This is a genomic window from Paenarthrobacter sp. NPDC090520 (genome assembly GCF_044769205.1).
In the GTDB taxonomy this organism is placed as follows: Bacteria; Actinomycetota; Actinomycetes; order Actinomycetales; family Micrococcaceae; genus Arthrobacter.
In genome coordinates this window covers 20,646-42,067 of the sequence record NZ_JBIVXM010000007.1, presented here as the reverse complement: position 1 = coordinate 42,067, position 21,422 = coordinate 20,646, and the positions used below count along the sequence as shown (strand labels likewise).

The following is a 21,422-nucleotide window of genomic DNA, read 5'->3' as shown; positions in this document are numbered from 1 at the left end:
ACCGTTCCGCCCGCCGACAGGAAATGTCCGTGATGCGGCCCCTATGACGTCGAATGGCGTTCAGGTGGAACAAACGGACTAAAGATTCACGTCGGCTTTACGTTGTGGACAGCTTCCTGATTAAGGGCAAAAGAGCCCTCCCGGCCCAGTGGATCCGACTGATCCACCGGACCGCGAGGGCCAAGAGGGCCGCCAGGGCCGCACCGGTCTAGACGGCCGTGTAGCCGCCATCAGCCAGGACGTACGAGCCGGTCATGAAGCTGGCTTTGTCCGAAAGCAGGAACGTGGTGACGTTCGCGATTTCCTCCGGGCGGCCCAGCCGTCCCAGGGAATGCTTCGCTTCGAGCCCGCTGATGACTTCCTTCGGCGCGTTGGCCAGCAGCGGGGTTTCGATGTAGCCCGGGCCGATCGCGTTGATGCGCAGTCCCTGGGCTCCGTATTCGGCGGCGGCGTTCTTGGTCAGGCCCACAACGCCGTGCTTGGCCGCCGTGTAGGCGGCGTTGCCCAAGGCGGCGACCGTGCCATGGATAGAAGCCATGTTGACGATCGCACCCTCAGCCGCGCCGGCTTCGAGGATGGCCGGGACCTGGTAGCGCATGCCGTAGAGCACGCCGCTGAGGTTGATGGCGATGACGCGGTCCCAATCCTCAAGGTCCACCTCGCCAACGGGGGCATTGGCACCGCCGATGCCGGCGTTGTTGACTGCATAGTTCAGGGCACCATAGGTTTCGACGGCAAAGTCGACGGCCTTCTTGCTGTCTTCGGCTACCGCAGTGTTGGCTTTGAACGGAACTGCGGTGCCGCCCGAGGCCGTGATTTCCCCGGCAACGCGGGTGGCTGCATCAAGATTGACGTCCACTACAACCACGTTGACGCCGTTGTTCGCGAGGTCCTTGCTGATCGCTTCCCCGAGACCCGAACCGCCGCCGGTGACCAGTGCGGTTTTGCCTTGGAAGTTACCCATGATGTCCTCCTTCGCGGGACGGATCCCGCTGATGATCGTTGTAGCGCTGCTTACGTCGCTATTAAGGCCAACCCATCCCGCAACAGGCATATTCCATGCATATGCATGAATCGTGTCACAGCCCCGCGTCTAGTCGATGACGGCAACGCTCCGTACTTATGCGTGGCCTTCGGCAGCGGTAGGGTTGGGATCAAAGACCATGCACAGGGGGATACCTATGTCAGAGCAACCAGCCAAGGGCAACGAAGACAAGCCCGCGGGCTACGAACCGCCGCAGTACGTTCCGCCCGCAGAATTCAGCGCGCCGGGCCAGGGCAGCGCGGTTCCGCCGCCGCCGTCGTACGAATCAACAACCCAGGCCGACGCCACCCAGCCGCTGCCGCCGTACGGGCAAAGCGCCTACACGCAAAACGCGCAAGGCCAGAGTGACTTTTACACCCCGCCGACGCCGCCTTCAAGCACGCCGCCTGCCAGTTCATACACGCCGGGTGACTACAGCCAGCAGCCGCCGTCGCCGTACAACCAGCCGCCGAGCCCATACCAGCAGCAGCCCTACGGCCAGCCGAACCCGTATGGACAGCCCGCCTACTACGCCATGCCCTCGCAGCCCAAGGGCTTGAGCATCGCGAGCATGATCTGCGGTATCGCCACGTTGGTGGGCTTCGGCTTCTTCATCCTCCCGCAGATCGCGGCCGTGATCCTGGGCCACCTCGCACTGAACCGCGAACCCGCGGGCAAGGGCATGGCGATCGCGGGCCTGGTGATGGGATACATCGGTGTGGCCCTGGCCATCATCTGGATCATTTTCATCGTGGTTTTGGGCGCCTCGAGCCGCTACAACTACTAAAAGCGAACGACGGCGGCCCTCGCCTTCGGTTGGGATTCCCACCGAAGGCGAGGGCCGCCGTCGCGATTTAACGCGTGCTACCGGACGCCTGCCATCAGCTTCTTGATCGCCGGAGTCGAGGCGGCCAGTGCCACCGCGAGCACTACTGCAACACCGCCGATGCCCAGGAAGTAGGGGAGTTCGTCGTCCGGGTTGTAGAGGCCCGCGAGGATGCCGGCCAGGGTGGTGCCGAGCGAGACCGAGAGGAAGAACAGCGCCACCATCTGTGTGTGGAAGGCCTTCGGCGCAAGCTTGGTGCTCACGGAGAGCCCGATGGGGGAAAGGCACAACTCCGCCATGGTGAAGAGGAACAGGATGCCCACGAGTGCCAGGAGCGGGGTCTTGCCGTCGCCGGCCAGCGGGATGAATGCCAGGAAGGCCAGTCCCATGATGAACAAGCCCATGGAGAACTTGAACGGTGAACTCGGCTGCCGGGAACCCAGCTTGGTCCACAGCGCAGCCATGACGCCGGCGAAGATGATGATGAATACCGGGTTGATCGACTGGACCCACGCGGCAGGCATTTCCCAGCCAAACAGGTTGCGGTCCAGCTTCTCCTCCGAGTAGACGGCAATGAACGTGAACTGCTGCTGGAACAAAGCCCAGAACGCGGCGGATGCGATGTAGAGCGGGATGAACGCGAGCACACGCTTGCGCTCAAGGCCCGTCACCAAAGGACTCCGGAAGATCAGGAAGAGGTAGATCACCGAGGCGCCGATAGCCGCGTAAGCCATGCTGCGCGCAAGGTTGTCCGCGTTCACGGTGCCGGTACCGAGCAGCACTCCGATTACCACGAGGATCGCGAGGAAGATCAGGCCGTACTTTGTCCGGTCCTTGGCGGGCAGCGGGTTGGGGACCCGGTGGGCTTCCTCCGGCAGGCGCTTGCGGCCAAAGGCGTAGATGACCAGGCCGATGGCCATGCCCACGGCTGCCGCGCCGAAGCCCCAGTGGAAGCCATGGCTTTCCTGCAGCCAACCCGTGACCAGCGGGCCGATGAGCCCACCGATGTTGATGCCCATGTAGAAGATGGAGAAGCCGGCGTCGCGGCGTTCGTCCTTCTCGCTGTACAGGGTGCCCACCAATGCCGTGGCGTTGGCCTTCAAGCCACCCGAGCCGACTCCCACCAGTACCAGGCCGGCGATCAAGCCCGGAACGCCGGGGATGAGTGCCAAGGCGATGTGCCCCATCATGATCATGATGGCCGAGCCGAAGAGCACCTTCTCTGATCCGAAGATGCGGTCAGCGAGCCATGCGCCCAGGATGGTGGACAGATAGACGCCACCGCCGTACGCGCCCACCAGGCCGGCCGCGAGGCCCTTGTCGATGGACAGGCCGCCTTGGTCGGCCGTGAAGTACATGTAGTAAAGCAGGATGCCCTGCATGCCGTAGAAGGAGAATCGCTCCCACATTTCCACGGAGAAAAGGCTGGCCAACATCTTTGGGTGGCCGAAGAATGACGTATCGCCCGGGGTTTTGGCAGGCGGAGCCGTGGTTTGAGGTGTGCTCATTTCCTCAATGCTGGCACTGACTGCGGGCATTGTCACATCGACCAATGCCCCTGGCAACCGCATTCCATATGCTAGACGCCCGAATTTATGCAGCCTCCAGCGCTGCCGCCACCTGGAGAAGTTGCAGCTCGGATCCCCTCCTGCCAATGAGCTGGATGCCCATCGGCAGGCCGTTCTCCGTGGTGTGGACCGGAATGCTGATCGCAGGGAGGCCGCACACGTTCACCATGGAACTCCACGGCGCGTACTCACACTGCCGTTTGTAGTCCTCGTCCGCGTCTCCGGGCCATTCGCTGGGCCACGGTTCGCCACTGTGGCCGCCGCCAGTAAACCAGCCGATGGGCCGTGGAGTTTGAGCCAGGGTGGGCATGAGCATCAGGTCCCACTGTGCGTACTGGGCAACGGTATCGGTGGTGAACTGCCGCAGGAACCCGAGCGCTTCCTGCACCTTTCCGGCGCTCCGCTGTTGCGCCCGACGCCGGAACGTCCTGGTCAGCGGGGTCAGCAGCGCCTCCCGCTGCGGAGCTATCCGTGCACTCCCGACGCCGGCAGTCCAGGCCGCGGTGAACGCCTCCGGGTAGCGGTTGTCGTAGCGGATACCTGCCTCAAGGACACGGTGTCCTGCCCTTTCCAACAGGGTCCGGCCGCGGTTCAGCGCGTCCAAGGCTTCCGTTTCGATCTCGAACGGATAGCTGGCGGCCCAGGGGCTGTCCAGCGTCAAACCGATGCGCAGGGGTTCGGGCGCTCTGCCGACGTTGGCGAGGTAGCCGCCGTCGGGCCTGTTCCCAAAGGGGACCAGCGCGTCCAGCAGCAGTGCGGCATCCGCGGCGTTCTTCGCGAGGGGTCCGGCGACCACCAGCTTGGCAGCGTCACCCGCGCTCGCCCCAGACGGTACCAGCCCCCGGCCCGGCTTGAGGCCCACCAACCCGCAGGCACCGGCCGGGATGCGGATGGACCCGCCGCCGTCGGTACCCGGCGCGAACGGCACCATGCCCGCCGCAACCGCGGCAGCGCTTCCGCCCGAAGAGCCACCCGAGCTGCGGGCCAGGGAATGCGGATTGCGCGACGGCGGTGCCACGCGGTTTTCGCTGTAGGCCGTGAGTCCGAATTCCGGAACCTGGGTCTTGCCCAGCGAGATGACCCCCTGCGCCTTCAAAGTGGCGGCCAGGGCGCCATCCTCGGGTGCCGGCTTGTGCTCCAAAGCCGCGCTGCCGTGCGTGGTGGGAACGCCGGCCACATCCGTGAGGTCCTTGAAGGCGACGGGCATGCCGTGCAGCAAGGGGAGCTCGCTGCGCTCGCCGTCGGCATGGCGTTGGTCCGCTGCCGCGGCGGCGGCCATTGCCTGCTCGGCGGTCACGGTGATGAAGGCGCCCAGGTGTCTGTTGCGGGATTCAATCACCGACAGGAAGTGACTTGCGGCCTCACGCGCAGACAGGTCGCCGCCGGCCAGGGCATCGCGGAGTTCAACTGCCGTCAACGCTGCGATCCCCGACTGGTTGCCAGGGGATGAATCAGCCAAGGAAGCGCGACTCCAACCGTTCTTCGATGGCAACGGCATCAACGCCTTCGCCGGCTCCTGCCGTCACGCGGAACGCTGCCTTGTTCTTCACGGAGGAGACCACCTCCACCAGTTCCGTGCCCCGGTAAACCAGCCCGACGCCGTCGTCCGTGCAGTGGGTCTCGCCCAAGGTGCCGTCAGCTACCAGCTTGTGGACCGTCGGGCGGCGGCGCAGTTCGGAGTCGAAGTGCACGCCATTGTGGAACGGGAGGAATCCCAAAGAGTTCGTGACGGGCCTCAACCCAGGGCCGAAGGAGTCGGTGACGCCGCCCTTGAACCAGCAGATGGAACCGGCCGATACACCGGCCAGGATGACGCCGCTCTCCCACACCTTATGGAGGATGCGGTCCAAGCCATGGGCGCGCCACACCGCCAGGAGGTTCACCACGGATCCGCCGTTGACCCACACCACGTCCTGCTCCAACAGGTACGCCTCTGGATCCTCGACGTTGGGCATGGTGAACAGGTTCAGGTGGCTCAGGTCGAAGCCCGCAATCCGTGCTGCCTGGTCGATTTCCGCGGCCCACCATCGTTGGTCCCCGCCGGCGGTGCCGATGTGGGCGATCCTCGGTGCCCTGCCCGTGACACCGGAGAGTTCCACGGCGTAGTCCACCAGTGAGTCGAACTCGATCCGCGTGCGGCCGCCCTGCCTGTACCCGCCGGACGTGGCAAGAATAGTGGGTTGGACAGCAGCCATGGCCTGCTCCTTACTCCTGGGTTGCGTCGGTGGGAGTGACTGGCACCCAGTCTTCGCGGGAAGGCGCCGGCATGCAAGGAGGTCCCGCTCTGCGGGCGCGGCGTGCGCCTCCCGGGCACTAGGCTGGATGCAGATTCCGTGAACCGATGGAAGGGACTGCCGTGAGCGACTTCGAAACAGTGACCGTGGGCGACATTCCGGCCGACGCCAGCATCCTGGACGTCCGCGAAGACTACGAGTGGGTTGCCGGCCACGCCGAGGGTGCGCGCCACATCCCCATGGACCAACTCCCCGCGCGCCTGGAGGAATTGGACCCGGATGACGATTTGTTCGTCATCTGCCGCACGGGCGGCCGCTCGTTCCGGGTGGTGCAGTGGCTCGTGGCCCAGGGCTACTCCGCCGTTAATGTGGCTGGCGGCATGGACATGTGGTTCGAAGCAGGCAGGCCGATGACCTCCGACAACGGCCTCAAGCCGGTCGTCCTCTAATAACGGGCAAGGAATATATTGATGCCTGCAGTTCCCACGTATACGTTCCTGGGCCCGGAAGGGACGTTCACCGAGGCTGCGCTCATGCAGGTCCCGGGTGCTTCGGAAGCTACCCGCGTCCCGTGCACCAACGTCAACACCGCCCTTGACCGCGTGCGTGCAGGTGAAGCTGACGCTGCCATGGTGCCCATCGAGAACTCGGTGGAGGGGGGCGTTACGGCAACCCTCGACGCCATTGCCACAGGACCGGAGCTCCGCATCCTCCGTGAGGCGCTGGTTCCCATCACTTTCGTGCTCGTGGCGAGGCCCGGCGTCGACCTTTCGGACATCCAGCGCATCTCCACCCACGGCCACGCGTGGGCGCAATGCCGCCTCTGGCTGGACGAACATATTCCCCAAGCGGACTATGTTCCGGGTTCATCGACGGCCGCTGCCGCCATGGGCCTGCTGGAACCGGACGCGCCCTACGAGGCTGCCATCTGTGCGCCGCTGGTTGCGGCCGGGCAACCGGGGCTGAACGTACTCGCCGAGAACATCGGGGACAACCCCGAGGCCGTCACCCGCTTCATCCTGGTGGGCCGCCCCGGTGCCCTGCCGGAACGTACGGGGGCGGATAAGACCACGGTTGTTGTGCCGTTGCCGGAGGACCACCCCGGCGCCTTGATGGAAATCCTGGACCAGTTTGCCTCCCGCGGCGTCAACCTGAGCCGCATCGAATCACGGCCCACCGGCCAGTACTTGGGCCACTACTTCTTCAGCATCGACGCCGACGGCCACGCAGCCGATTCCCGCGTGGCCGACGCCCTCGCCGGACTCCACCGGATCAGCCCCGCCACGCGGTTCCTGGGGTCCTATGCCCGCGCCGATAAGCAGCCGGCCGTCGTGGCACCGCACACCTCGGACGCTGCTTTTGCGTCTGCGCATGCCTGGGTGGAATCGATTATCAGGGGCTGATCGTTTGTTCGGCACGGGCCATTTCCGACGAAATCATTGACGCTTCAACCCCCTTTCGCGCGACTGTAAGTGTGCGTATGCTTGCCTGATCCATAAACGATGGATGAATGCCCAAACGAAGGGAGACGTCATGTCAGTGCATCGCGATGACAAAGACGGCCAGGGCATGATCGTCAATCCCAAGCCGTCCGGCGACAACAAGGACGATTGGGACGGCGACGAAGCCGACCGTGCGGATCGACTCCGTTTTGAAGAAGAACAGGCCATGATCCGAGAGCAGGCCGAGGCCCGCGCGGCGGCAAAAGCTGCCCAGGAAGAGGCTGACCGGAATGCCGCAGAGCCGGATAAGGGAACCCTCTAAGGGTGGCTCTTCGGCACCCGCACCAGCAGCGAGCCGGGCTGCACCTGGACGGTGACCTCGGTGGCCTCACCTGACGGATCGCCGTCGAGCTGTGTTGCCATGGGTTCCTGGCTGCGGATGCTGACTTTCTGCGAACGATAGAAGTTCATCACCGGCAGGTTCCGGTTGTGCTTGAACAGCACCTTCGCGTACATCGCGATCCAGCCCACCGCACTGCGCGGACTCATCACCACGATGTCCAGCATGCCGTCGTCGACCATGGCCTGCGGGATGAAGTCGATGCCGCCGGGGATCAACCCGCAATTGGCGAAGAGCACGCTGCGGATCTTACGGGCCTGTTCCGGTTCGTCGTCCATGGCGATGGTGACGCGTTTGCGGCGGCCCGGCAGGTGCCGCACGCCGGCTTCGGTATAGGCGAGCCAGCCCACCGTTTTCTTGAGGTCTTCCTTGGTGTCGCCCACCACTTCGGCATCCAGTCCCATGCCGGCGATCACCAGGAACGTGTGCGTGGACGACTCCCCGGTGATGCTGTTCTCGATGCCCATGGTTGCGGTGTCGATGTAGCGCTGGTGCCCGAACAACGCCACCTGGATGCAGCCCGGCAGATCGTAGACGTCCAGATCCACGTTGCGGGCCAGCAGGTTGCCGGTGCCCAGCGGAATCAGGCCCATCGCCACGCCCTCGTGCGCCAGCGACTCGGCCACCACGCGCACCGTACCGTCACCGCCGCACGCAAGAACGACGTCGGCCCTTGACTCAAGCGCTTGGCGGGACTGGGCGTATCCCGGGTCCTCGGGCGTGGTCTCGTAGAACGTCGGCGGATCCCAGCCGGCCAGGTCGCAGGCATCGATGATCGCCTGCCGCGCCTCGTCGGACTTGTTCTTCACCGGATTGAGGATCACCGCCACCTTCTGGTGGCCGGGGTCCGGCCTGTGCGGGTCATCCGCCACGGCACTGCGGATATGGCGGGCCTTCAAGCGCCGCACGCCCCACCAACTGGAGACGGCGAATGCCACACCCCCAGCGAGAATCACCCACCAGATCCAGTCGCTCATTGTGCTCCAACACTATCCGTTCCGGCGGGGCCGTTTGCGCCGGACCGTTCCCCGTGCTTCGCGGAACAGGGAATCGTGGCCGATTCGATACTCTTGTGTGGTGATCGACGTAAAAGACCTCAGCGAAAACCCGGACAAGTTCCGTGCCAGCCAGCGCGCCCGCGGCGCCGACGAGTCCGTTGTGGACGCGATCATCTCCGCCGATTCCGACCGCCGCGCAGCGCTGATCCGCTACGAGACCCTGCGTGCAGAGCAGAACGCGTTCGGCAAGAAGGTTGCGCAGGCCAAGGGCGAGGAGAAGCAGGCCCTGCTGGCCGAGGTCAAGGAACTGGCCAACGCCGTCAAGGCTGCGTCCTCGGAAGCCGACGTCGCACAGGCCAAGCAGGATGAACTCCTCCGCGTCATCCCCAACCTGGTGGTGGACGGCGTGCCCGAGGGCGGCGAAGACGACTTCGTGGTGGTCAAGACTGTGGGAACGCCCCGTGAATTCCCCGACTTTGAGCCGAAGGACCACCTGGAGATCGGTGAACTGATCGGCGCCATCGACATGGAACGTGGCGCCAAGGTTTCGGGTGCCCGCTTCTACTTCCTGAAGGGTGTTGGTGCCCGTCTGGAGATGGCTCTCCTGCAAATGGCCATGGAACAGGCCATTGAGGCCGGCTTCGTCCCGATGATCACCCCCACTTTGGTGCGTCCGGAAACCATGCAGGGCACCGGCTTCGATGTAAAGCACGACGCCGAGATCTACCGTCTCGCTGAAGACGACCTTTACCTTGTGGGAACCTCGGAGGTGGCCCTCGCCGGCTATCACGCAGACGAGATCCTGGATCTCTCAGCAGGCCCCATCCGCTATGCGGGCCAGAGCTCCTGCTACCGCCGTGAGGCCGGTTCGCACGGCAAGGACACCCGCGGCATCATCCGCGTGCACCAGTTCAACAAGGTGGAGATGTTCATCTACACCACGGTTGAGGAAGCCGCCGCCGAGCACGAGCGTTTGCTGGCGTGGGAAGAGGAAATGCTGGCCAAGTGCGAGCTTCCCTACCGCGTGATCGACACCGCCGCGGGAGACCTGGGCATGTCCGCGGCCCGCAAGTTCGACTGCGAGGCCTGGGTTCCTACGCAGAACGCCTACCGTGAACTCACGTCCACCTCGAACTGCACCACGTTCCAGGCCCGCCGGCTCAACATCCGCGAACGCGTGGTCAACGACGAGGGCGTAGCCAAGGGCACCCGCGCCGTGGCCACCCTGAACGGCACGCTTGCCACCACACGGTGGATCGTTGCGCTCCTGGAGCACCACCAGAACCCGGACGGCTCCGTGAACGTCCCGAAGGCCCTGCAGAAGTACCTGGGCGGCCTGGAAGTCCTCCCGGTTCTGTAGCCCAACCAACTCGCAGTTGTGGTTGTTCTGAGCGCTCAGAACAACCACGACTGCGAGTCAGTTGGGGGCGAGAGTTCACTGACCGTTAAGGCGCTGCTGTGGCCCCGGTCCTATGAGCTGTCAGGGGTGTCTGTTCTACTGGAACCATGACTATTTTGACTGATACTCCAGTTGCTGGCATCGATGACCAGCCAATGAACAACAACAAACTGATGATTGCCTTGGACGTGGACGGCACGCTCGTGGATCACGATGGCCACATGTCGCCGGCTGTCCGGGCGGCCGCGCAGGCCGTCGTAGCCAACGGCCACGACGTCATGATTGCCACCGGGCGTTCACTCAATGCGACCCTCCCGATCATCGAGCAGATCGGCCTGGAACGCGGCTATGCGGTGTGCTGCAACGGCGGCGTTACCCTACGCCTGGATCCCTCGCTGGATGAAGGCTACGAAATCATCCACAAGGCCACCTTCGATCCCGCCCCTGCCCTCAAAGCACTTCGGGAGCGGCTGCCCAATGCCAAGTACGCGCTGGAGGACGAGGCGGGCAACTTCCTCTCCACCGAGCGTTTCCAGGACGCCAGCTTCGGTGTCGAATCGATCGGCGTGGACTTCCAGACCATGCTGGATTCCGTGGCTGTGCGCGTGGTGGTGTTCAGCAGCGAGAACACCTCCGAAGAATTCAACGCCGCCATCCACCACATTGGACTCTCCGGCGTGACCTACTCGGTGGGCTGGACGGCCTGGCTGGACATCGCGGCCGAGGGCGTCACCAAGGCCAGCGCTTTGGAAGCCCTGCGCCTGCAGCTTGGCACCGATCCTGACAACACACTCGCCATCGGCGACGGCCGCAATGACATCGAGATGCTCACCTGGGCCGGCCGCGGGGTCGCCATGGGCCAAGCACCGGAGGAAGTACTGGCAGTGGCCGATGAGGTCACCGCGTCAGTGCTCGACGACGGCGCCGCCTTGGTCCTGCGCGACCTTCTGTAGGTGGGACGCGGCTTGGTCCGCTGCCGCAGGGGCCGGTTCCGGCCTTTGGCCTCCTAGACTGGCGCTGTGCTGTATCAGGAGTGCCCGGCGCCGCCCGGGCTGAGGCCCTTTGCCACACAGTTGTGGTTCGTCCAAACTGTTCCGAGGGCCAGGTACGAGAAGATCCTGCCGGGTCCATCCGCCCACTTGATCCTGAACCTGTCCGATCCGTACCGGCTCATCACGCCCTCCGGGGATGGGAATGGGTATACGGCGACGGAGGTCTCCACTGGTTTCTACTCCGGGCTCCAGCGGAGCTACCTGGTCAGCGAGAACCCGGACCGGATCTTCAACGTAGGCGCGCGGCTGACTCCGTTTGGCCTGTCAGCGTTCACCAGCCGGCCGCCGTCGGAATTCCAGGGCAAAGTGGTGGACGCCCAAGGCGTCCTGCCCGGGCTGGCCGACCTCCGGCCACGCTTGCTGCAGGCGGATCCGCAGGAGGCGTTCGCGGTGCTGGGCGGGTTCCTGGAACGGTCGCTGCGCCCGGAACGGAGGCTTGATCCACGTACCGCCAGGGCCGTGGAGACGCTGGCCAGGGAGGACGTGGAGATCGGACGCCTCGCTGCCGGCCTCAACATCAGCAGGTCCACGCTGGAACGCATCATGATGCGTGATTGTGGATTCACGGCCAAGGCCTACTCGGACGTCTGCAGGTTCTTCCGCTTTGTCAACGCTGCCGCAGCCATGCCTGAAGGATCGGTCCCCGGACGGGATCTTCTGGCCTTGGCCGATTACTATGACCAGCCGCACCTTATCCGTGCGTTCCGGAGATTCAGCGGATTCACACCCACCGAATATCTGCGCGTGGTGCAGAGTTACGGTGCCGAGTACGCCACGTTCGTGCCCTTGGAACAGGTTTCCAGCCTGGCGTAGTGGATGCGGCATTTGTACAAGACCGGCCGCCGGTTGCGTCGTAGGGTCCTCTCAGTATCCGCAGATGAAAGGACTCACATGACCATCAATTGGCTCGGCGTCCTGTTGGCCGCACTGGCGACGTTCGTGGTGGGCGGGCTTTGGTATTCGTTGCTGTTCGCTAAACCGTGGCAGAAGGCAGCGGGCGTGAGCGATGAGCAGTTGAAGTCCGGAACAGCCCGCGTGTTCCTGGGTTCGTTTGTCCTTGCCGTGGTGATGGCCGTTTTCCTGGCGGCATTCATCGGGCGTGCCGGCGCGGGCTTCGGCACGCTCGCCGGCTTGGCTGCAGGCGTGGGATGGGTAGCGACCGCCCTCGGGGTGAACTACCTGTTCGAGCGTCGGAGTCCGGTGTTGTTCGCCATCAACGGCAGCTACAACGTGGTGACATTTACCGCGATGGGGGCCATCCTGGGGGCAATGCAGGCCTAGCCGGCCCACCCGCGGCCACTGCGGTGGCGGGGTTTACTTGAAGTGTGTTTCGATGGGGCCGCCGCCTGCCCTGTCGACTATTGCCTGCGCTACGTCCCGCAGCTTGACGTTTCTGTTGCTTGAGGCGCGCTTGATGAGCTCCACGGCCTCGGCCTGGCTGCAACGGTTCTGGGCAATGATGATCCCCGTGGCGATATCGATGACCGTCCGGGAGGCCATGGCGGCCTTGAGGTCCGTGGCGGTTTGGCTGTGTTGGGCCAGGAGGATGGCCAGGCGCAAACCCTTGGAGGCCTGGAGTGCGTAGTCGGTGGCCCTTTGCACTGCGGCTTGGTTGAACGCGTGGGAGTTTTCTGAGTAAAGGTTCAGCCCGGCCTTGGTGGATTGGTCCAGGAGTGGGAAGGGAAGTGCCAGGATCGACCCTATGCCTTGCTCCCGGGCTGCGTCGGTGTAGTCAGGCCAGGTGTTGTCCTTTGACAGATCGGGGATGTGGACCTGGACCCCATCCCGGGCAGCTGTGAGGCACGGACCCTCGGCGAATTGGTACTGGAGTTCGTCCAGCTGCAGCGCACGTTCGCTGCTGCTGGCGACCGTGGCCGCAGTCCGGCGACGCAACAGGGTGACCCCGCAGTGGACTGCAGTGTTGTTCACGCTGAACATGGCTGCGGAATGCCGTGCCAGCTCGGTAAGGAATGCCTCCACATCCGGATTGTCCAGCAGAAGATCCTGGATCTCCGCGGCGACGGGCTGTGTTTCAGCGGTTTGCTGTCGATCCATGACTACCTCCGATCACGGGGTTCGGGGCTGCTCTCCAGGCTTGGCGCTCAGGAACCACCCTATCCAATAGTAAGTACCCTTGGCTTAAGATGATAAGTATGCTTGGCTTTTAATCAGAGTCTTGCCATGGGCTCCCCCCGCCCGGTCCAAGGATTTGAAGCCCATGCGACAAGCCCGACCACCTCATGTATCCGTCCGTGCCCACTCTGCGGAAAGCACCATTCGGCGAAGCTTTTGCGATGGACTGGTGCTGGATCACCTCAACCTCGCGAAATCCATTGCTGCCAGGTATTCCGCCCACGCCCGCGACATCGACGACGTCCGCCAGGTCGCCTACATGGGCCTCATCAAGGCTGCCCGCGGCTACGACGAAGCCAAAGGCTTCAGCTTTCCCGCCTACGCTGCGCCAACCATCGCAGGGGAGGTCAAAAGGTACCTTCGCGACCATTGCTGGGTGGTCCGTCCGCCACGGCCCATCCAGGATCTGCGGCGGCAAGTCCTGGCACGCAGCGAAGAAATGACGCAGGTCCTGCAGCGCACGCCGACACCGGAGGAGGTGGCAGAGGACCTGCGCATGGAGCCGTGCCTGGTGCGGGAATCCCTCATGGCTGGAACCAGCAAGAGGCCTGACTCCTTGGATGCGCCCGCTGCCGAAGGACGGGACGGGCTGCAGGGATCGCTCTCAGGCATCGGTTGCCCCACCGACAAACTCGACGATGTCCTGGCGCTTCGGAATGCCATCAGGACCCTGAACGCCGAGGACCGCCACCTCTTGTACAGGCGCTACTACCGCGAGGAAACCCAATCCACCATCGCTGAGGCATTGGGGATGTCCCAGATGCAGGTCTCGCGAAAGCTCTCCAAGATCTTGGTGGCTCTTCAGGCGCAACTGCTGGACGGAGGCCAAGCCCGGCTTGAGGACGGAACAGCACCGTGAAACCGGACCAAAGCGCCTCCACGCTTCAGCACTTGAGCCCCTCAGCGGAGACCACCGCCGCCGAACCCGTGCTGGACCCCAACGCGCTCGCATGGATCCTCAAAGCCAAGCGCCATTTGCCGCTGCCGCTCGCGGTGCTGCGCGCCGTCGTCGATGTTTCCTGGCGTATGCGCATCCAGGTGACCGATGCGGGCTGTGTGGACATGGCCGCGGGAGCACCCATCATGGACACGGGCAGGGCGCGGAGCCTGCTCGGCTGGATGCCGCACAAGTCCTCGCTGGAGGCCTTGACAGAAATCCTGGAAGGGCTGGGCGCCGGCCACGGGAGGGAAGCCTCGCCACCGCTGACGCCGCGCTGAACACGCGGCTACTCGGAGGACAAAACAGTGATCATCCGCCGCAGGCTCATGGCCACGGACGCGGCGGCGTTCACCGAGGCCTGACCGGCCGCCGCCTCGTTGATGGCGTCGCCCAGGGCTTGCACCCGGTCCCGTGCGTCCGTGAGCTGGTCCTCGAGTTCCCGGGCCTGGTCGTTGCGCCATTTATCGATCACGGCCGCCACGGATTCCAGCGCCTCGGCCAGATGGCTGAGGACGCCCTCCGGCAGCACCGTGTCCGCGCCCTCCTCCCAGATCACGCTGGCCAGCACGTCCGTGATGTCCTGGACATGGAAGGTCAGCCTTTCCACCGTCCGGAGTCCTGCGAGGTCGTCGGGAAGGCGACGGGCACGACGGCGGGACCTGGGATTCGCTTTGGTGCTTAGTTCCGCTTCGAGCACCGCAGTCCGGACGGCTGAGGTGGTAGCAGAGAGTTCACCGCTGCGGCTTGCCCAGGCTTCGTGGTCCGGGGGCCAGGATTCCTCCATGGCGCGTGCCATGTCCGTGAGCTGCCGTGACAGGGCACTCCGGTGTCCGGCAAGTGCGGGGTCGATTCCTTCGAGGTGGAGCGGCGGGAACACCATCCAATTCACGGCGAAGCCAACGGCTACGCCCATGGCCATCTGGAGGACATACCCGAAGGAGAAGCTTTCGGCATTCGAATCCCCAAGGACCAGGACGAACAGGGCAGCCATGGGGATCCACTCGGACGCAGACCCGAGCCTCGGGAGACCACCGATGAGCACGCCCAGGCCCACCACGAGTGCCACCGAGAAGGCCGTGGGGGCGGCGAACGTGGTGATGGCGAACGCCATGCCGATGCCCAGGGCCAATCCCAGCAGGCTCTGGAGGCCGTGCTTGGCGCTCGCGGCCACGGTTGGATGCATGCTGACGAGCGCCCCGAGCGGGGCGTAGTACGGGTAGGCGGCTGCCGGTCCGGGCATGAGCGGCGCCACGTACCAGGCGAGTCCGGCCGCCAGGGCAGTCTTGGCGGCGAACAGCAGACGGTGGCGGGTAACGGTCTTTCGAAGCGCGGAGATCAGCCGCTGCCTGCGGGGCATGTGGCTCATGGCACCAAGGTAGGCAGGTGAAACCATGCCTGTCGAGGGGGAGTTCCCGTGTTGGAAATTCCGCGAAACTGGTGCGATTGAATCCGCAATTCGGGGGTACACACCCATTGATAGTAACGATACTTACTATCCCGGCTGCTGTCCGCAGCCTGCCAACTGTGGAAAGAGAGCGACAATGACTGAGAGCCAATCGCCGCAGGACGGAAGCTTCGCGGCGCCACGGAATGGGGTCCCCGCAGGGACCGAACCATACTCCGGAAGCTATCTGGATTCGACGGCTGACTATGCTGCTGGTACCTCCGCGGCCACAAGCACGGACCAGCAGGGCCAGGATCCGTACGACGCCGCCGGAGCAGGACACGGGGCCGCGTCCGGCAAGGGGACGCCCAGCACGGAGGATGTCAAGCAGGAGGCCGCGGATGTGGCTGACACTGCCCGCGCGGCAGCTGGGGATGTGGTTGATACCGCCAAGGACGAGGCCGCCAACGTGGCCGCTGAGGTCAAGCTGAACGCCCGCCAGTTGCTGAACCAGACCAAAGGCGAGCTGACTGAACAGGCGGCAACCCAACAGCAGCGCGTCGCGGAAGGACTTCGGTCCATCTCGGACGAACTGTCCACCATGGCCAACGCCTCCACCGATGGCGGGGTAGCCACGGACCTGGTCCACCAGGCAGCCGAGCGCTCGTCCTCCGTTGCCCACTGGCTGGAGAACCGCGATCCGGGATCCCTCTTGGACGAGGTCAAGAGCTTTGCCCGCCGGAAGCCCGGCGCCTTCCTCCTGCTCGCCGCAGGTGCCGGCGTACTTGCCGGACGCTTGGGCCGCGGCATGGCAGGCAATGCTTCGGCGGATGGTTCCAGCACGGGTGCGGGAACTTCGCCACGCGCGGAGTACTACCCCAGTTCCGGTGGCGCCGTGCCGCCGCCCGCCGTCGACCTTCCCGGGCCGGACGCAACCACTGCCAGCTACACCACCAGGCCAAGCACCGGATATGGCACCGAACAACCGTCGGCGTATGGGACACCCCCGGCAGGTGGAGTCACGGCGGCTGGCGGTGCTGCGGGAGCGGCGGCTTACGGCACGGGAACCATCGGTGACGACGCGGGTACGGCTGGCTACGACCCGGCCGCGGGTACGGCTGGCTACGACGCCGAGGGTTACGACGCCGGAACAACCGGCGGGTTCGAAGGCTCCACGGCTGCCTACCCGGAGACGGACGGTGGGACCAAGGCGCAGGGCGACCCGCTCGCAGAGCCCCTGGATGACCCGGACAGCCCGGAATACGGAGGTCCCCGATGAGCAGTCCCGCCGATTTGCCTCCAACACAGGCGCACATCAAAGCGGAAACCCAGCCTCTGGGCGAGCTGCTCAGTGACCTGACGCGCGATGTCTCCACGTTGATGCGCCAGGAAGTGGAGCTGGCGAAGGCCGAGGTCAAGGAATCGGCCACGAAGGCCGGAAAGGGCGCCGGCATGCTTGGCGGTGCCGCTTGGGCAGGCCACCTGGCGGTCGTTTTCCTGTCGCTCGCCCTGTGGTGGGCCCTGGGTCAACTGGTTGGCCTTGGCTGGTCTGCTGTCATTGTGGCCGTCATCTGGGGCATTGTCGCGGCAGTGCTCGCCAGCATGGGCCGCAAGGAACTCAAGACCATCAAGGGCATGCCGCGTACAGCCGAGACAGTCAAGGAAATTCCTCCAACCTTTAAACCGAACACCGAGGAGACACGATGACGCAGAACCCGGACGCCCTGCGCGCCGATATCGAAGCAACCCGCCGGCGGCTCAGCACCAATGTTGATGCCGTCGCGGACAAGGTCACTCCTTCGCATATCGTTCATCGCCGGGTGGACCGCATCAAGAATGCGGTCTTCGGAGCCAGCGACGACGTGCAGAATGCTGCCGGCAACGCTGCCCACCAGGCGCATGACGCTGCCGCCGATGTCGCTTCCAGTATTGGCGAGACTCCGCAGGTGATCACGCGCAAGACCCAGGGCAGCCCCGTTGCCGCAGGGTTGATCGCCTTCGGTGCCGGCCTGCTGGTTTCGGCCCTGATCCCGCCATCGGAGAAGGAACGCGAAGCGGCCCAGGCAGTCAAGGAGGCTGCACAGCCGTTGACGGAAGAGCTGAGCCACGCCGCCAAGGAAGTGGCCGAGCACCTGAAGCAACCGGCAACTGAAGCAGTCCAGAACGTGAAGGAGACCGCGACTGACGCTGCCACGCACGTGAAGGACGAAGGCCAGGCGGCTGCCGCCGATGTCCAGGACCGCGCCGCCACGGCAAAGGACAACCTGGGGAACCAGTAGTCTGTCCGCCCACCCAACTAGGTCGCATTAGTGCGCGTTTTGAGGGCTCAGAACGCGCACAACTGCGACTCAGTTGGGTGCCTAACGGACGTCCAGGATCAGTTGCAGTAACCGTGCGGCCGCGGGACGGGCGGCGTGTTCTTCCACCCACTGGGCCCGGGCCAATGCCTTGCTGACAGCCTGCGTGGTGATCCCCAGTTCCTGGGCCACCGTCTTCTGCTGGCCACGGACACCCGGCGTGAGCAGGTCCAGCACGCGCCATTCCGCGGCGCTCCTGTGCTGCACAATGTGCCCCAGGAGACGCAGCACCGCTTCCGCCTCGGCCGCTTGGGCCGCGAACGGCCCGTCCACAGCCACCGGCACGCGCTCCTTGCTGTTGCGCAGCCGGTCGACGGCCCGCCGCGCGTATACCAGGCCGTGCCCCGAGGCATCCTTCACCAGGTTCGGCAGGGGTTCGTTGATGGGACCCACACCGATCCCTACGTACCAGTGCCCGCTGCGGAGCGCGATCAACGCCGACTCAACAGCATGGTGGCCCGAGTCGACGATGCCTTGGACCTCGTCCTCAACCGAGCGGTCAAAGTCGAGCCGGGCGGGGATGTGCCGGAGGTCCTTCAGGAGCTTGGGCACCAAATCTCCGTCGCGGCGGCTGTCGCGTTGGTTGATGGTCAGCGTGAACATAGTGGATCACATGCTACCGGCTGGTAGCGGCTCTGCAAGGGCTTCTCGCTGTCGCCTGCGGCATGTGGGCGTTTTCCACATAAGGAGCAGGAAAGGACTTTGCCGTTGGGAATTTCCCAACGGCAAAGTATTATTGAGACATGCAAGAAGAGATAGGTCGCAGGGTCGCTGCCCGGATGGGTGCTGTCTGCGCTGGGGAGTCTCAGCGGGCTTTCGCGGCACGCGTCCAAATGACGCCTGATTCCTTTTCTCGAGCGCTCAGCGGGCAGCGCGCGTTCTCTTCGCTTGAGCTGGCCAGAATCGCGGACGCCTTAGACGCAGATATTCACTGGCTAATCACTGGGGAGCCTGATCCCCATCGATTGGTCGTGGCGGCACGCCACAACTTCGACTTCGCGACCGGTCGCCGCGATGTTCCTGGGCGGGAAGATGACGAAAAGATCCTCAATGATATCGGGTTGGCGTATCGTCAGGCGTATCAGACGGTAAACGGGGTTGGTGTGCAACTACCGAGTTCGCTTGACGAAATTCGTTATAGGTTGGGCGCCTCATATGTCAGACCGTTTGCTCATCGCCTCGAAAGTAATCTGGGTGTCGATGTAGTCCGCGTTGCGGGACTAAGCACGTCCTACTCCTTCAGCGTTGCTGGACGGAAAGTCATCGTAGTGGCCGCAACAGGGAACTGGTTTCATGAGAACTGGTCTATTGCGCACGAGCTAGGTCATTTGATGGCTGGCCATCATGACGACCAATCGTCCACAGTGGACGCCCACGAGTCCGCAGCAAATGCATTTGCAGCAGAATTGCTATTACCGCCCGATAGTTTGCGTGCTCTGGATTGGGTTTCCATTTCGGATTCAGTTCTTGCCGAACGGGTTTGGAATTCCGGGGTGTCCACTGATGCGCTGGTCCGACGGTTGAACTACCTCTCAGTTCCGTATTCGCCGTTCGTCGCGAAGTGGGCAGAGCAGCCAACGCAGCGCCTTCTGCGTCGCCACTGGGTACCGACTGAGGATGGCTTCGACCCGATTACTGTGCGAATGGATGACGCAGCCTCCAGGCGATTCCCGCTTAGCCTCCAGGAAGAGCATCTGAAAATGATTGCGGGCGGCGCCCTCGGCAAAGGGACCTTGGCTTGGATGCTAGGGATCGATCCGGCGGATCTGGAAATTGATTCGCCGTCGGACGGTGAGGAAATAGGTCCTGATGAGCTGGCTGCGGCATTAGGTCTGTACTGAGACTCATGGCCGATCTGCTATTTCCTGACAACACTGTGCTGGTCAACTTCGCTCTAATCAACAGGATGGACCTACTCTCCAGGATGGCGAATGGCCGGGGTCGATGGTGCTTGACGGTGGCCGGGGAGTGCGAACGTTCGTCGAGAGAGCCTGGGCTTGCGGCCATGGCTGCCGCGGCGGAAATATTTGGGGATCCGCTTTACCCTGAAAGCGGCGCAGAGAGGCTGGACGTCGAGGCACTCAGAAGCGAATTGGCTGAACCAGGCGACGCCCCATACAAACATTACGGCGAAGCAGAGACGCTAGCCATCATGTCCCGCCGTACAATCGCAGGCTTTTTCGTGACTGATGACGGCGGGGCCAGTCGTCTCGCAAAAAACCATGCGATAGCCGTGCTGTCAACGTGGGACCTCCTGCGCTTGGCGGTGCGCTGCAAGTTTATTGATGCAGACACTGCGTGGGGATATAGACAGACTCTCACAAGTAATCGGCGTGGCACTCCCCCTGGCGTTGTAGATCGAGCCACCTTCGACCGCTGGCTTGGTTGATTCCGTATTACTCAGTCCAGTGCCGTGCGTCCGGAAAGCACGACGGCGGGCAGCGCACCGTCCGTCCTACGGGACGCAGCGGGTATTCCTGCCTCTGACATGGCCCCGCGGATGGAGTGGACCAACGGCGCCGGGTCCTCGTCACTGGAAAAAACCCAGAACGAGTCCTGTGCCTTAAATACCACTGCGTTACGCCCGCCTGCGCCCAGGGAGACTTTGCGGGAAGCCAGCAAGCGCCGGTCCGGATCAGTGCCGTCCGAGGTGGTGACGGCCTTGAGGGATTCGGGTGCCACGTCCTCCCATCGAAGGACCACCGTAGTGTGCCGCTGCGAGTACTTGGCCGCCAGACCGCGCTCGAACACCAGCACCTTCCGGAAGCTGCCCAGGAACGCCATGGCCCACAACACCAGGCCGGTGAGGATGCTCGTCAGCACGAACAGGACGGGATCGTTAAAGTGGCCTGCCTCGCGGGTGGAGCGGATGGGACTGATGAACTCGCCGATGGTCCCGAAAACGAACCCCACCACCAGGCACCACGGCAGCACTTTCCAGAAGATGCGCCGGGAGGAGGCCACAAACCGGAGCCCGCCCAGTTCGTCACTGAGGCGGGTTTCAGCGCGTCGGACCAGCCAGTTACGGCCGCGCATCCGGGCGCTGGCCGTAGAGGTTGGGAAGATCCTCCCGCTCCGCGGCAGACGGCTGGGCGACCGCCGGAGCTTTCGGGTCCGGGATGGGCTGCCGGCCCAGGGCCAGGCCGGAGCGGCGGTCGACGGCGGCAAACTTGGGGTCCCACGTTTCCCCGGAACCGCCGCTGAACGCAGCAGCGATCACCATGACCACGAAGAACGGAAAGAAGGACCAGCAGATGGCGCGCCAGCCGCCCAACCAGGCTCCCGCCGTCGTGCCGTCCTTGATCCGCACGGAACGCAAGCCCGCGGCCGCGTCCCCAACGCTCCCTACGGCTCCCCAGATCATGCCGTACACGAGCAATCCCACGAACCAGAGGATCACGTAGAGCGCCAGCCAAAAACCGTCGTTGAAGGCCAGGAGCGAGCCGCTGTTCATCATGGCGTTGCGGGCCACCGCAGCGATGACGGCCAGGACGCTGTAGCCCGCCAGGAATACCAGGGCATCCAGCACCCGGCCCCAGAAGTGTGCGCTTCCGGACGCCTTGACGTAGTAGGCGCCTGTCTCGGTGTGGCGCCGGATGGGCCTTCCATTGGCGGCATCCACCAGTCCGGTGGCAGTTTCAGGCTTTGGCTTGCTCATGTGGGGC

At 64.1% G+C, this 21,422-nt stretch carries 24 protein-coding genes; 14 read left to right on the top strand and 10 right to left on the bottom strand.

All coding sequences use genetic code 11. From position 1 onward, the window contains the following. Positions 1-208 precede the first annotated feature (208 nt). Entirely contained in the window at positions 209-964 is a 756-nt protein-coding gene (locus ACIQTZ_RS10540; protein WP_402980202.1) for an SDR family NAD(P)-dependent oxidoreductase, read from the bottom strand. Between the two features lie 217 nt (positions 965-1,181). On the opposite strand from ACIQTZ_RS10540, the gene ACIQTZ_RS10535 reads away from it, so the two are divergent. Continuing rightward, positions 1,182-1,811, top strand: coding sequence for a DUF4190 domain-containing protein (locus ACIQTZ_RS10535; protein ID WP_402980200.1), 630 nt, complete (start codon positions 1,182-1,184; stop codon positions 1,809-1,811). A 77-nt stretch (positions 1,812-1,888) separates the two neighbouring features. On the opposite strand, the gene ACIQTZ_RS10530 is transcribed toward ACIQTZ_RS10535, so the two are convergent. Genes ACIQTZ_RS10530 through ACIQTZ_RS10520 form a run of 3 tightly spaced genes read right to left on the bottom strand, consistent with a single transcriptional unit; the run spans position 1,889 to position 5,613 of the window. Then, positions 1,889-3,388: a peptide MFS transporter gene (locus ACIQTZ_RS10530; protein WP_402980548.1), complete on the bottom strand. Its 1,500-nt coding sequence runs from the start codon at positions 3,386-3,388 to the stop codon at positions 1,889-1,891. Positions 3,389-3,443: 55 nt separating this feature from the next. Further along, on the bottom strand, positions 3,444-4,877 hold the full coding sequence (locus tag ACIQTZ_RS10525; protein ID WP_402980198.1) for an amidase: 1,434 nt from the start codon (positions 4,875-4,877) through the stop codon (positions 3,444-3,446). Next, positions 4,870-5,613 carry a Type 1 glutamine amidotransferase-like domain-containing protein gene (locus tag ACIQTZ_RS10520; protein WP_402980196.1) on the bottom strand — a complete coding sequence of 248 codons (744 nt, stop codon included), beginning with the start codon at positions 5,611-5,613 and terminating at the stop codon, positions 4,870-4,872. The genes ACIQTZ_RS10525 and ACIQTZ_RS10520 overlap by 8 nt, the downstream gene beginning before the upstream one ends. A gap of 161 nt (positions 5,614-5,774) precedes the next feature. On the opposite strand from ACIQTZ_RS10520, the gene ACIQTZ_RS10515 reads away from it, so the two are divergent. The 3 genes from ACIQTZ_RS10515 to ACIQTZ_RS10505 all read left to right on the top strand — a co-directional run bounded on the left by ACIQTZ_RS10515 (position 5,775) and on the right by ACIQTZ_RS10505 (position 7,416). Further along, positions 5,775-6,101 (top strand): rhodanese-like domain-containing protein, encoded by a 327-nt coding sequence (locus ACIQTZ_RS10515; protein ID WP_397325989.1) that lies wholly within the window; start codon positions 5,775-5,777, stop codon positions 6,099-6,101. A gap of 21 nt (positions 6,102-6,122) precedes the next feature. Then, the gene (pheA, locus tag ACIQTZ_RS10510) at positions 6,123-7,055 is read left to right on the top strand and encodes a prephenate dehydratase (RefSeq protein ID WP_402980194.1); all 933 of its coding nucleotides are present in this window, start codon (positions 6,123-6,125) and stop codon (positions 7,053-7,055) included. 130 nt (positions 7,056-7,185) lie between these two features. Then, positions 7,186-7,416, top strand: a complete 231-nt coding sequence (locus ACIQTZ_RS10505; RefSeq protein ID WP_402980192.1) for a hypothetical protein — start codon at positions 7,186-7,188, stop codon at positions 7,414-7,416. Here ACIQTZ_RS10505 and ACIQTZ_RS10500 read toward each other — a convergent pair. Next, on the bottom strand, positions 7,413-8,471 hold the full coding sequence (locus ACIQTZ_RS10500) for a diacylglycerol/lipid kinase family protein (RefSeq protein WP_402980190.1): 1,059 nt from the start codon (positions 8,469-8,471) through the stop codon (positions 7,413-7,415). The two genes, ACIQTZ_RS10505 and ACIQTZ_RS10500, sit on opposite strands and share 4 nt — an antisense overlap. A 100-nt stretch (positions 8,472-8,571) precedes the next feature. On the opposite strand from ACIQTZ_RS10500, the gene serS reads away from it, so the two are divergent. The 4 genes from serS (at position 8,572) to ACIQTZ_RS10480 (ending at position 12,224) form a co-directional block, all read left to right on the top strand. Next, on the top strand, positions 8,572-9,852 hold the full coding sequence (gene serS, locus ACIQTZ_RS10495) for a serine--tRNA ligase (RefSeq protein WP_400334751.1): 1,281 nt from the start codon (positions 8,572-8,574) through the stop codon (positions 9,850-9,852). A gap of 146 nt (positions 9,853-9,998) precedes the next feature. Then, positions 9,999-10,844, top strand: a complete 846-nt coding sequence (locus ACIQTZ_RS10490; RefSeq protein WP_402980188.1) for an HAD family hydrolase — start codon at positions 9,999-10,001, stop codon at positions 10,842-10,844. Between the two features lie 66 nt (positions 10,845-10,910). Beyond that, positions 10,911-11,756: a helix-turn-helix domain-containing protein gene (locus ACIQTZ_RS10485; RefSeq protein ID WP_402980186.1), complete on the top strand. Its 846-nt coding sequence runs from the start codon at positions 10,911-10,913 to the stop codon at positions 11,754-11,756. A gap of 78 nt (positions 11,757-11,834) precedes the next feature. Continuing rightward, the gene (locus ACIQTZ_RS10480; protein ID WP_397325996.1) at positions 11,835-12,224 is read left to right on the top strand and encodes a DUF1761 domain-containing protein; all 390 of its coding nucleotides are present in this window, start codon (positions 11,835-11,837) and stop codon (positions 12,222-12,224) included. 33 nt (positions 12,225-12,257) lie between these two features. Here ACIQTZ_RS10480 and ACIQTZ_RS10475 read toward each other — a convergent pair whose 3' ends face one another. Continuing rightward, positions 12,258-12,998, bottom strand: a complete 741-nt coding sequence (locus ACIQTZ_RS10475) for an ANTAR domain-containing protein (protein WP_402980183.1) — start codon at positions 12,996-12,998, stop codon at positions 12,258-12,260. A 247-nt stretch (positions 12,999-13,245) separates the two neighbouring features. On the opposite strand from ACIQTZ_RS10475, the gene ACIQTZ_RS10470 reads away from it, so the two are divergent. Together ACIQTZ_RS10470 and ACIQTZ_RS10465 are read left to right on the top strand one after the other, a co-directional pair. After that, complete coding sequence (locus ACIQTZ_RS10470) at positions 13,246-13,935, top strand: sigma-70 family RNA polymerase sigma factor (protein ID WP_402980180.1); 690 nt, start codon at positions 13,246-13,248, stop codon at positions 13,933-13,935. Next, entirely contained in the window at positions 13,932-14,294 is a 363-nt protein-coding gene (locus tag ACIQTZ_RS10465) for a hypothetical protein (protein WP_402980177.1), read from the top strand. The genes ACIQTZ_RS10470 and ACIQTZ_RS10465 overlap by 4 nt, the downstream gene beginning before the upstream one ends. A gap of 8 nt (positions 14,295-14,302) precedes the next feature. On the opposite strand, the gene ACIQTZ_RS10460 is transcribed toward ACIQTZ_RS10465, so the two are convergent. Then, the gene (locus ACIQTZ_RS10460) at positions 14,303-15,382 is read right to left on the bottom strand and encodes an aromatic acid exporter family protein (RefSeq protein WP_400337589.1); all 1,080 of its coding nucleotides are present in this window, start codon (positions 15,380-15,382) and stop codon (positions 14,303-14,305) included. A 175-nt stretch (positions 15,383-15,557) separates the two neighbouring features. Between ACIQTZ_RS10460 and ACIQTZ_RS10455 the strand changes: the two genes are divergently transcribed. From ACIQTZ_RS10455 to ACIQTZ_RS10445, 3 genes are read left to right on the top strand one after another with little or no spacing between them, the layout of a single operon-like run. Beyond that, on the top strand, positions 15,558-16,679 hold the full coding sequence (locus tag ACIQTZ_RS10455; RefSeq protein WP_402980174.1) for a hypothetical protein: 1,122 nt from the start codon (positions 15,558-15,560) through the stop codon (positions 16,677-16,679). Further along, complete coding sequence (locus ACIQTZ_RS10450) at positions 16,676-17,107, top strand: phage holin family protein (protein ID WP_397326012.1); 432 nt, start codon at positions 16,676-16,678, stop codon at positions 17,105-17,107. Before ACIQTZ_RS10455 ends, ACIQTZ_RS10450 begins: the two co-directional genes overlap by 4 nt. Next, positions 17,104-17,679 carry a DUF3618 domain-containing protein gene (locus ACIQTZ_RS10445; protein WP_402980171.1) on the top strand — a complete coding sequence of 192 codons (576 nt, stop codon included), beginning with the start codon at positions 17,104-17,106 and terminating at the stop codon, positions 17,677-17,679. Before ACIQTZ_RS10450 ends, ACIQTZ_RS10445 begins: the two co-directional genes overlap by 4 nt. An 81-nt stretch (positions 17,680-17,760) precedes the next feature. Here the strand turns inward: ACIQTZ_RS10445 and ACIQTZ_RS10440 are convergent, their stop codons facing one another. Next, complete coding sequence (locus ACIQTZ_RS10440) at positions 17,761-18,360, bottom strand: hypothetical protein (RefSeq protein WP_400337581.1); 600 nt, start codon at positions 18,358-18,360, stop codon at positions 17,761-17,763. Between the two features lie 140 nt (positions 18,361-18,500). On the opposite strand from ACIQTZ_RS10440, the gene ACIQTZ_RS10435 reads away from it, so the two are divergent. Next, positions 18,501-19,598, top strand: a complete 1,098-nt coding sequence (locus ACIQTZ_RS10435; RefSeq protein ID WP_402980168.1) for a helix-turn-helix domain-containing protein — start codon at positions 18,501-18,503, stop codon at positions 19,596-19,598. Between the two features lie 559 nt (positions 19,599-20,157). On the opposite strand, the gene ACIQTZ_RS10430 is transcribed toward ACIQTZ_RS10435, so the two are convergent. Both ACIQTZ_RS10430 and ACIQTZ_RS10425 read right to left on the bottom strand, forming a co-directional pair. Then, entirely contained in the window at positions 20,158-20,793 is a 636-nt protein-coding gene (locus ACIQTZ_RS10430) for a hypothetical protein (protein ID WP_402980165.1), read from the bottom strand. Next, positions 20,780-21,415 carry a hypothetical protein gene (locus tag ACIQTZ_RS10425; RefSeq protein ID WP_402980162.1) on the bottom strand — a complete coding sequence of 212 codons (636 nt, stop codon included), beginning with the start codon at positions 21,413-21,415 and terminating at the stop codon, positions 20,780-20,782. Before ACIQTZ_RS10425 ends, ACIQTZ_RS10430 begins: the two co-directional genes overlap by 14 nt. Positions 21,416-21,422 lie beyond the last annotated feature (7 nt).

Bases quoted from the DNA above. Each gene is read 5' to 3' on its own strand.
- ACIQTZ_RS10475 (WP_402980183.1), bottom strand. From the start codon at position 12,998: ATGGATCGACAGCAAACCGCTGAAACACAGCCCGTCGCCGCGGAGATC.
- ACIQTZ_RS10480 (WP_397325996.1), top strand. From the start codon at position 11,835: ATGACCATCAATTGGCTCGGCGTCCTGTTGGCCGCACTGGCGACGTTC.
- ACIQTZ_RS10430 (WP_402980165.1), bottom strand. From the start codon at position 20,793: ATGCGCGGCCGTAACTGGCTGGTCCGACGCGCTGAAACCCGCCTCAGT.
- ACIQTZ_RS10460 (WP_400337589.1), bottom strand. From the start codon at position 15,382: ATGAGCCACATGCCCCGCAGGCAGCGGCTGATCTCCGCGCTTCGAAAG.
- ACIQTZ_RS10425 (WP_402980162.1), bottom strand. From the start codon at position 21,415: ATGAGCAAGCCAAAGCCTGAAACTGCCACCGGACTGGTGGATGCCGCC.
- ACIQTZ_RS10535 (WP_402980200.1), top strand. From the start codon at position 1,182: ATGTCAGAGCAACCAGCCAAGGGCAACGAAGACAAGCCCGCGGGCTAC.
- ACIQTZ_RS10445 (WP_402980171.1), top strand. From the start codon at position 17,104: ATGACGCAGAACCCGGACGCCCTGCGCGCCGATATCGAAGCAACCCGC.
- ACIQTZ_RS10455 (WP_402980174.1), top strand. From the start codon at position 15,558: ATGACTGAGAGCCAATCGCCGCAGGACGGAAGCTTCGCGGCGCCACGG.
- pheA (WP_402980194.1), top strand. From the start codon at position 6,123: ATGCCTGCAGTTCCCACGTATACGTTCCTGGGCCCGGAAGGGACGTTC.
- ACIQTZ_RS10500 (WP_402980190.1), bottom strand. From the start codon at position 8,471: ATGAGCGACTGGATCTGGTGGGTGATTCTCGCTGGGGGTGTGGCATTC.
- ACIQTZ_RS10530 (WP_402980548.1), bottom strand. From the start codon at position 3,388: ATGCCCGCAGTCAGTGCCAGCATTGAGGAAATGAGCACACCTCAAACC.
- ACIQTZ_RS10450 (WP_397326012.1), top strand. From the start codon at position 16,676: ATGAGCAGTCCCGCCGATTTGCCTCCAACACAGGCGCACATCAAAGCG.
- ACIQTZ_RS10490 (WP_402980188.1), top strand. From the start codon at position 9,999: ATGACTATTTTGACTGATACTCCAGTTGCTGGCATCGATGACCAGCCA.
- ACIQTZ_RS10440 (WP_400337581.1), bottom strand. From the start codon at position 18,360: ATGTTCACGCTGACCATCAACCAACGCGACAGCCGCCGCGACGGAGAT.
- ACIQTZ_RS10520 (WP_402980196.1), bottom strand. From the start codon at position 5,613: ATGGCTGCTGTCCAACCCACTATTCTTGCCACGTCCGGCGGGTACAGG.
- ACIQTZ_RS10505 (WP_402980192.1), top strand. From the start codon at position 7,186: ATGTCAGTGCATCGCGATGACAAAGACGGCCAGGGCATGATCGTCAAT.
- ACIQTZ_RS10540 (WP_402980202.1), bottom strand. From the start codon at position 964: ATGGGTAACTTCCAAGGCAAAACCGCACTGGTCACCGGCGGCGGTTCG.
- ACIQTZ_RS10435 (WP_402980168.1), top strand. From the start codon at position 18,501: ATGCAAGAAGAGATAGGTCGCAGGGTCGCTGCCCGGATGGGTGCTGTC.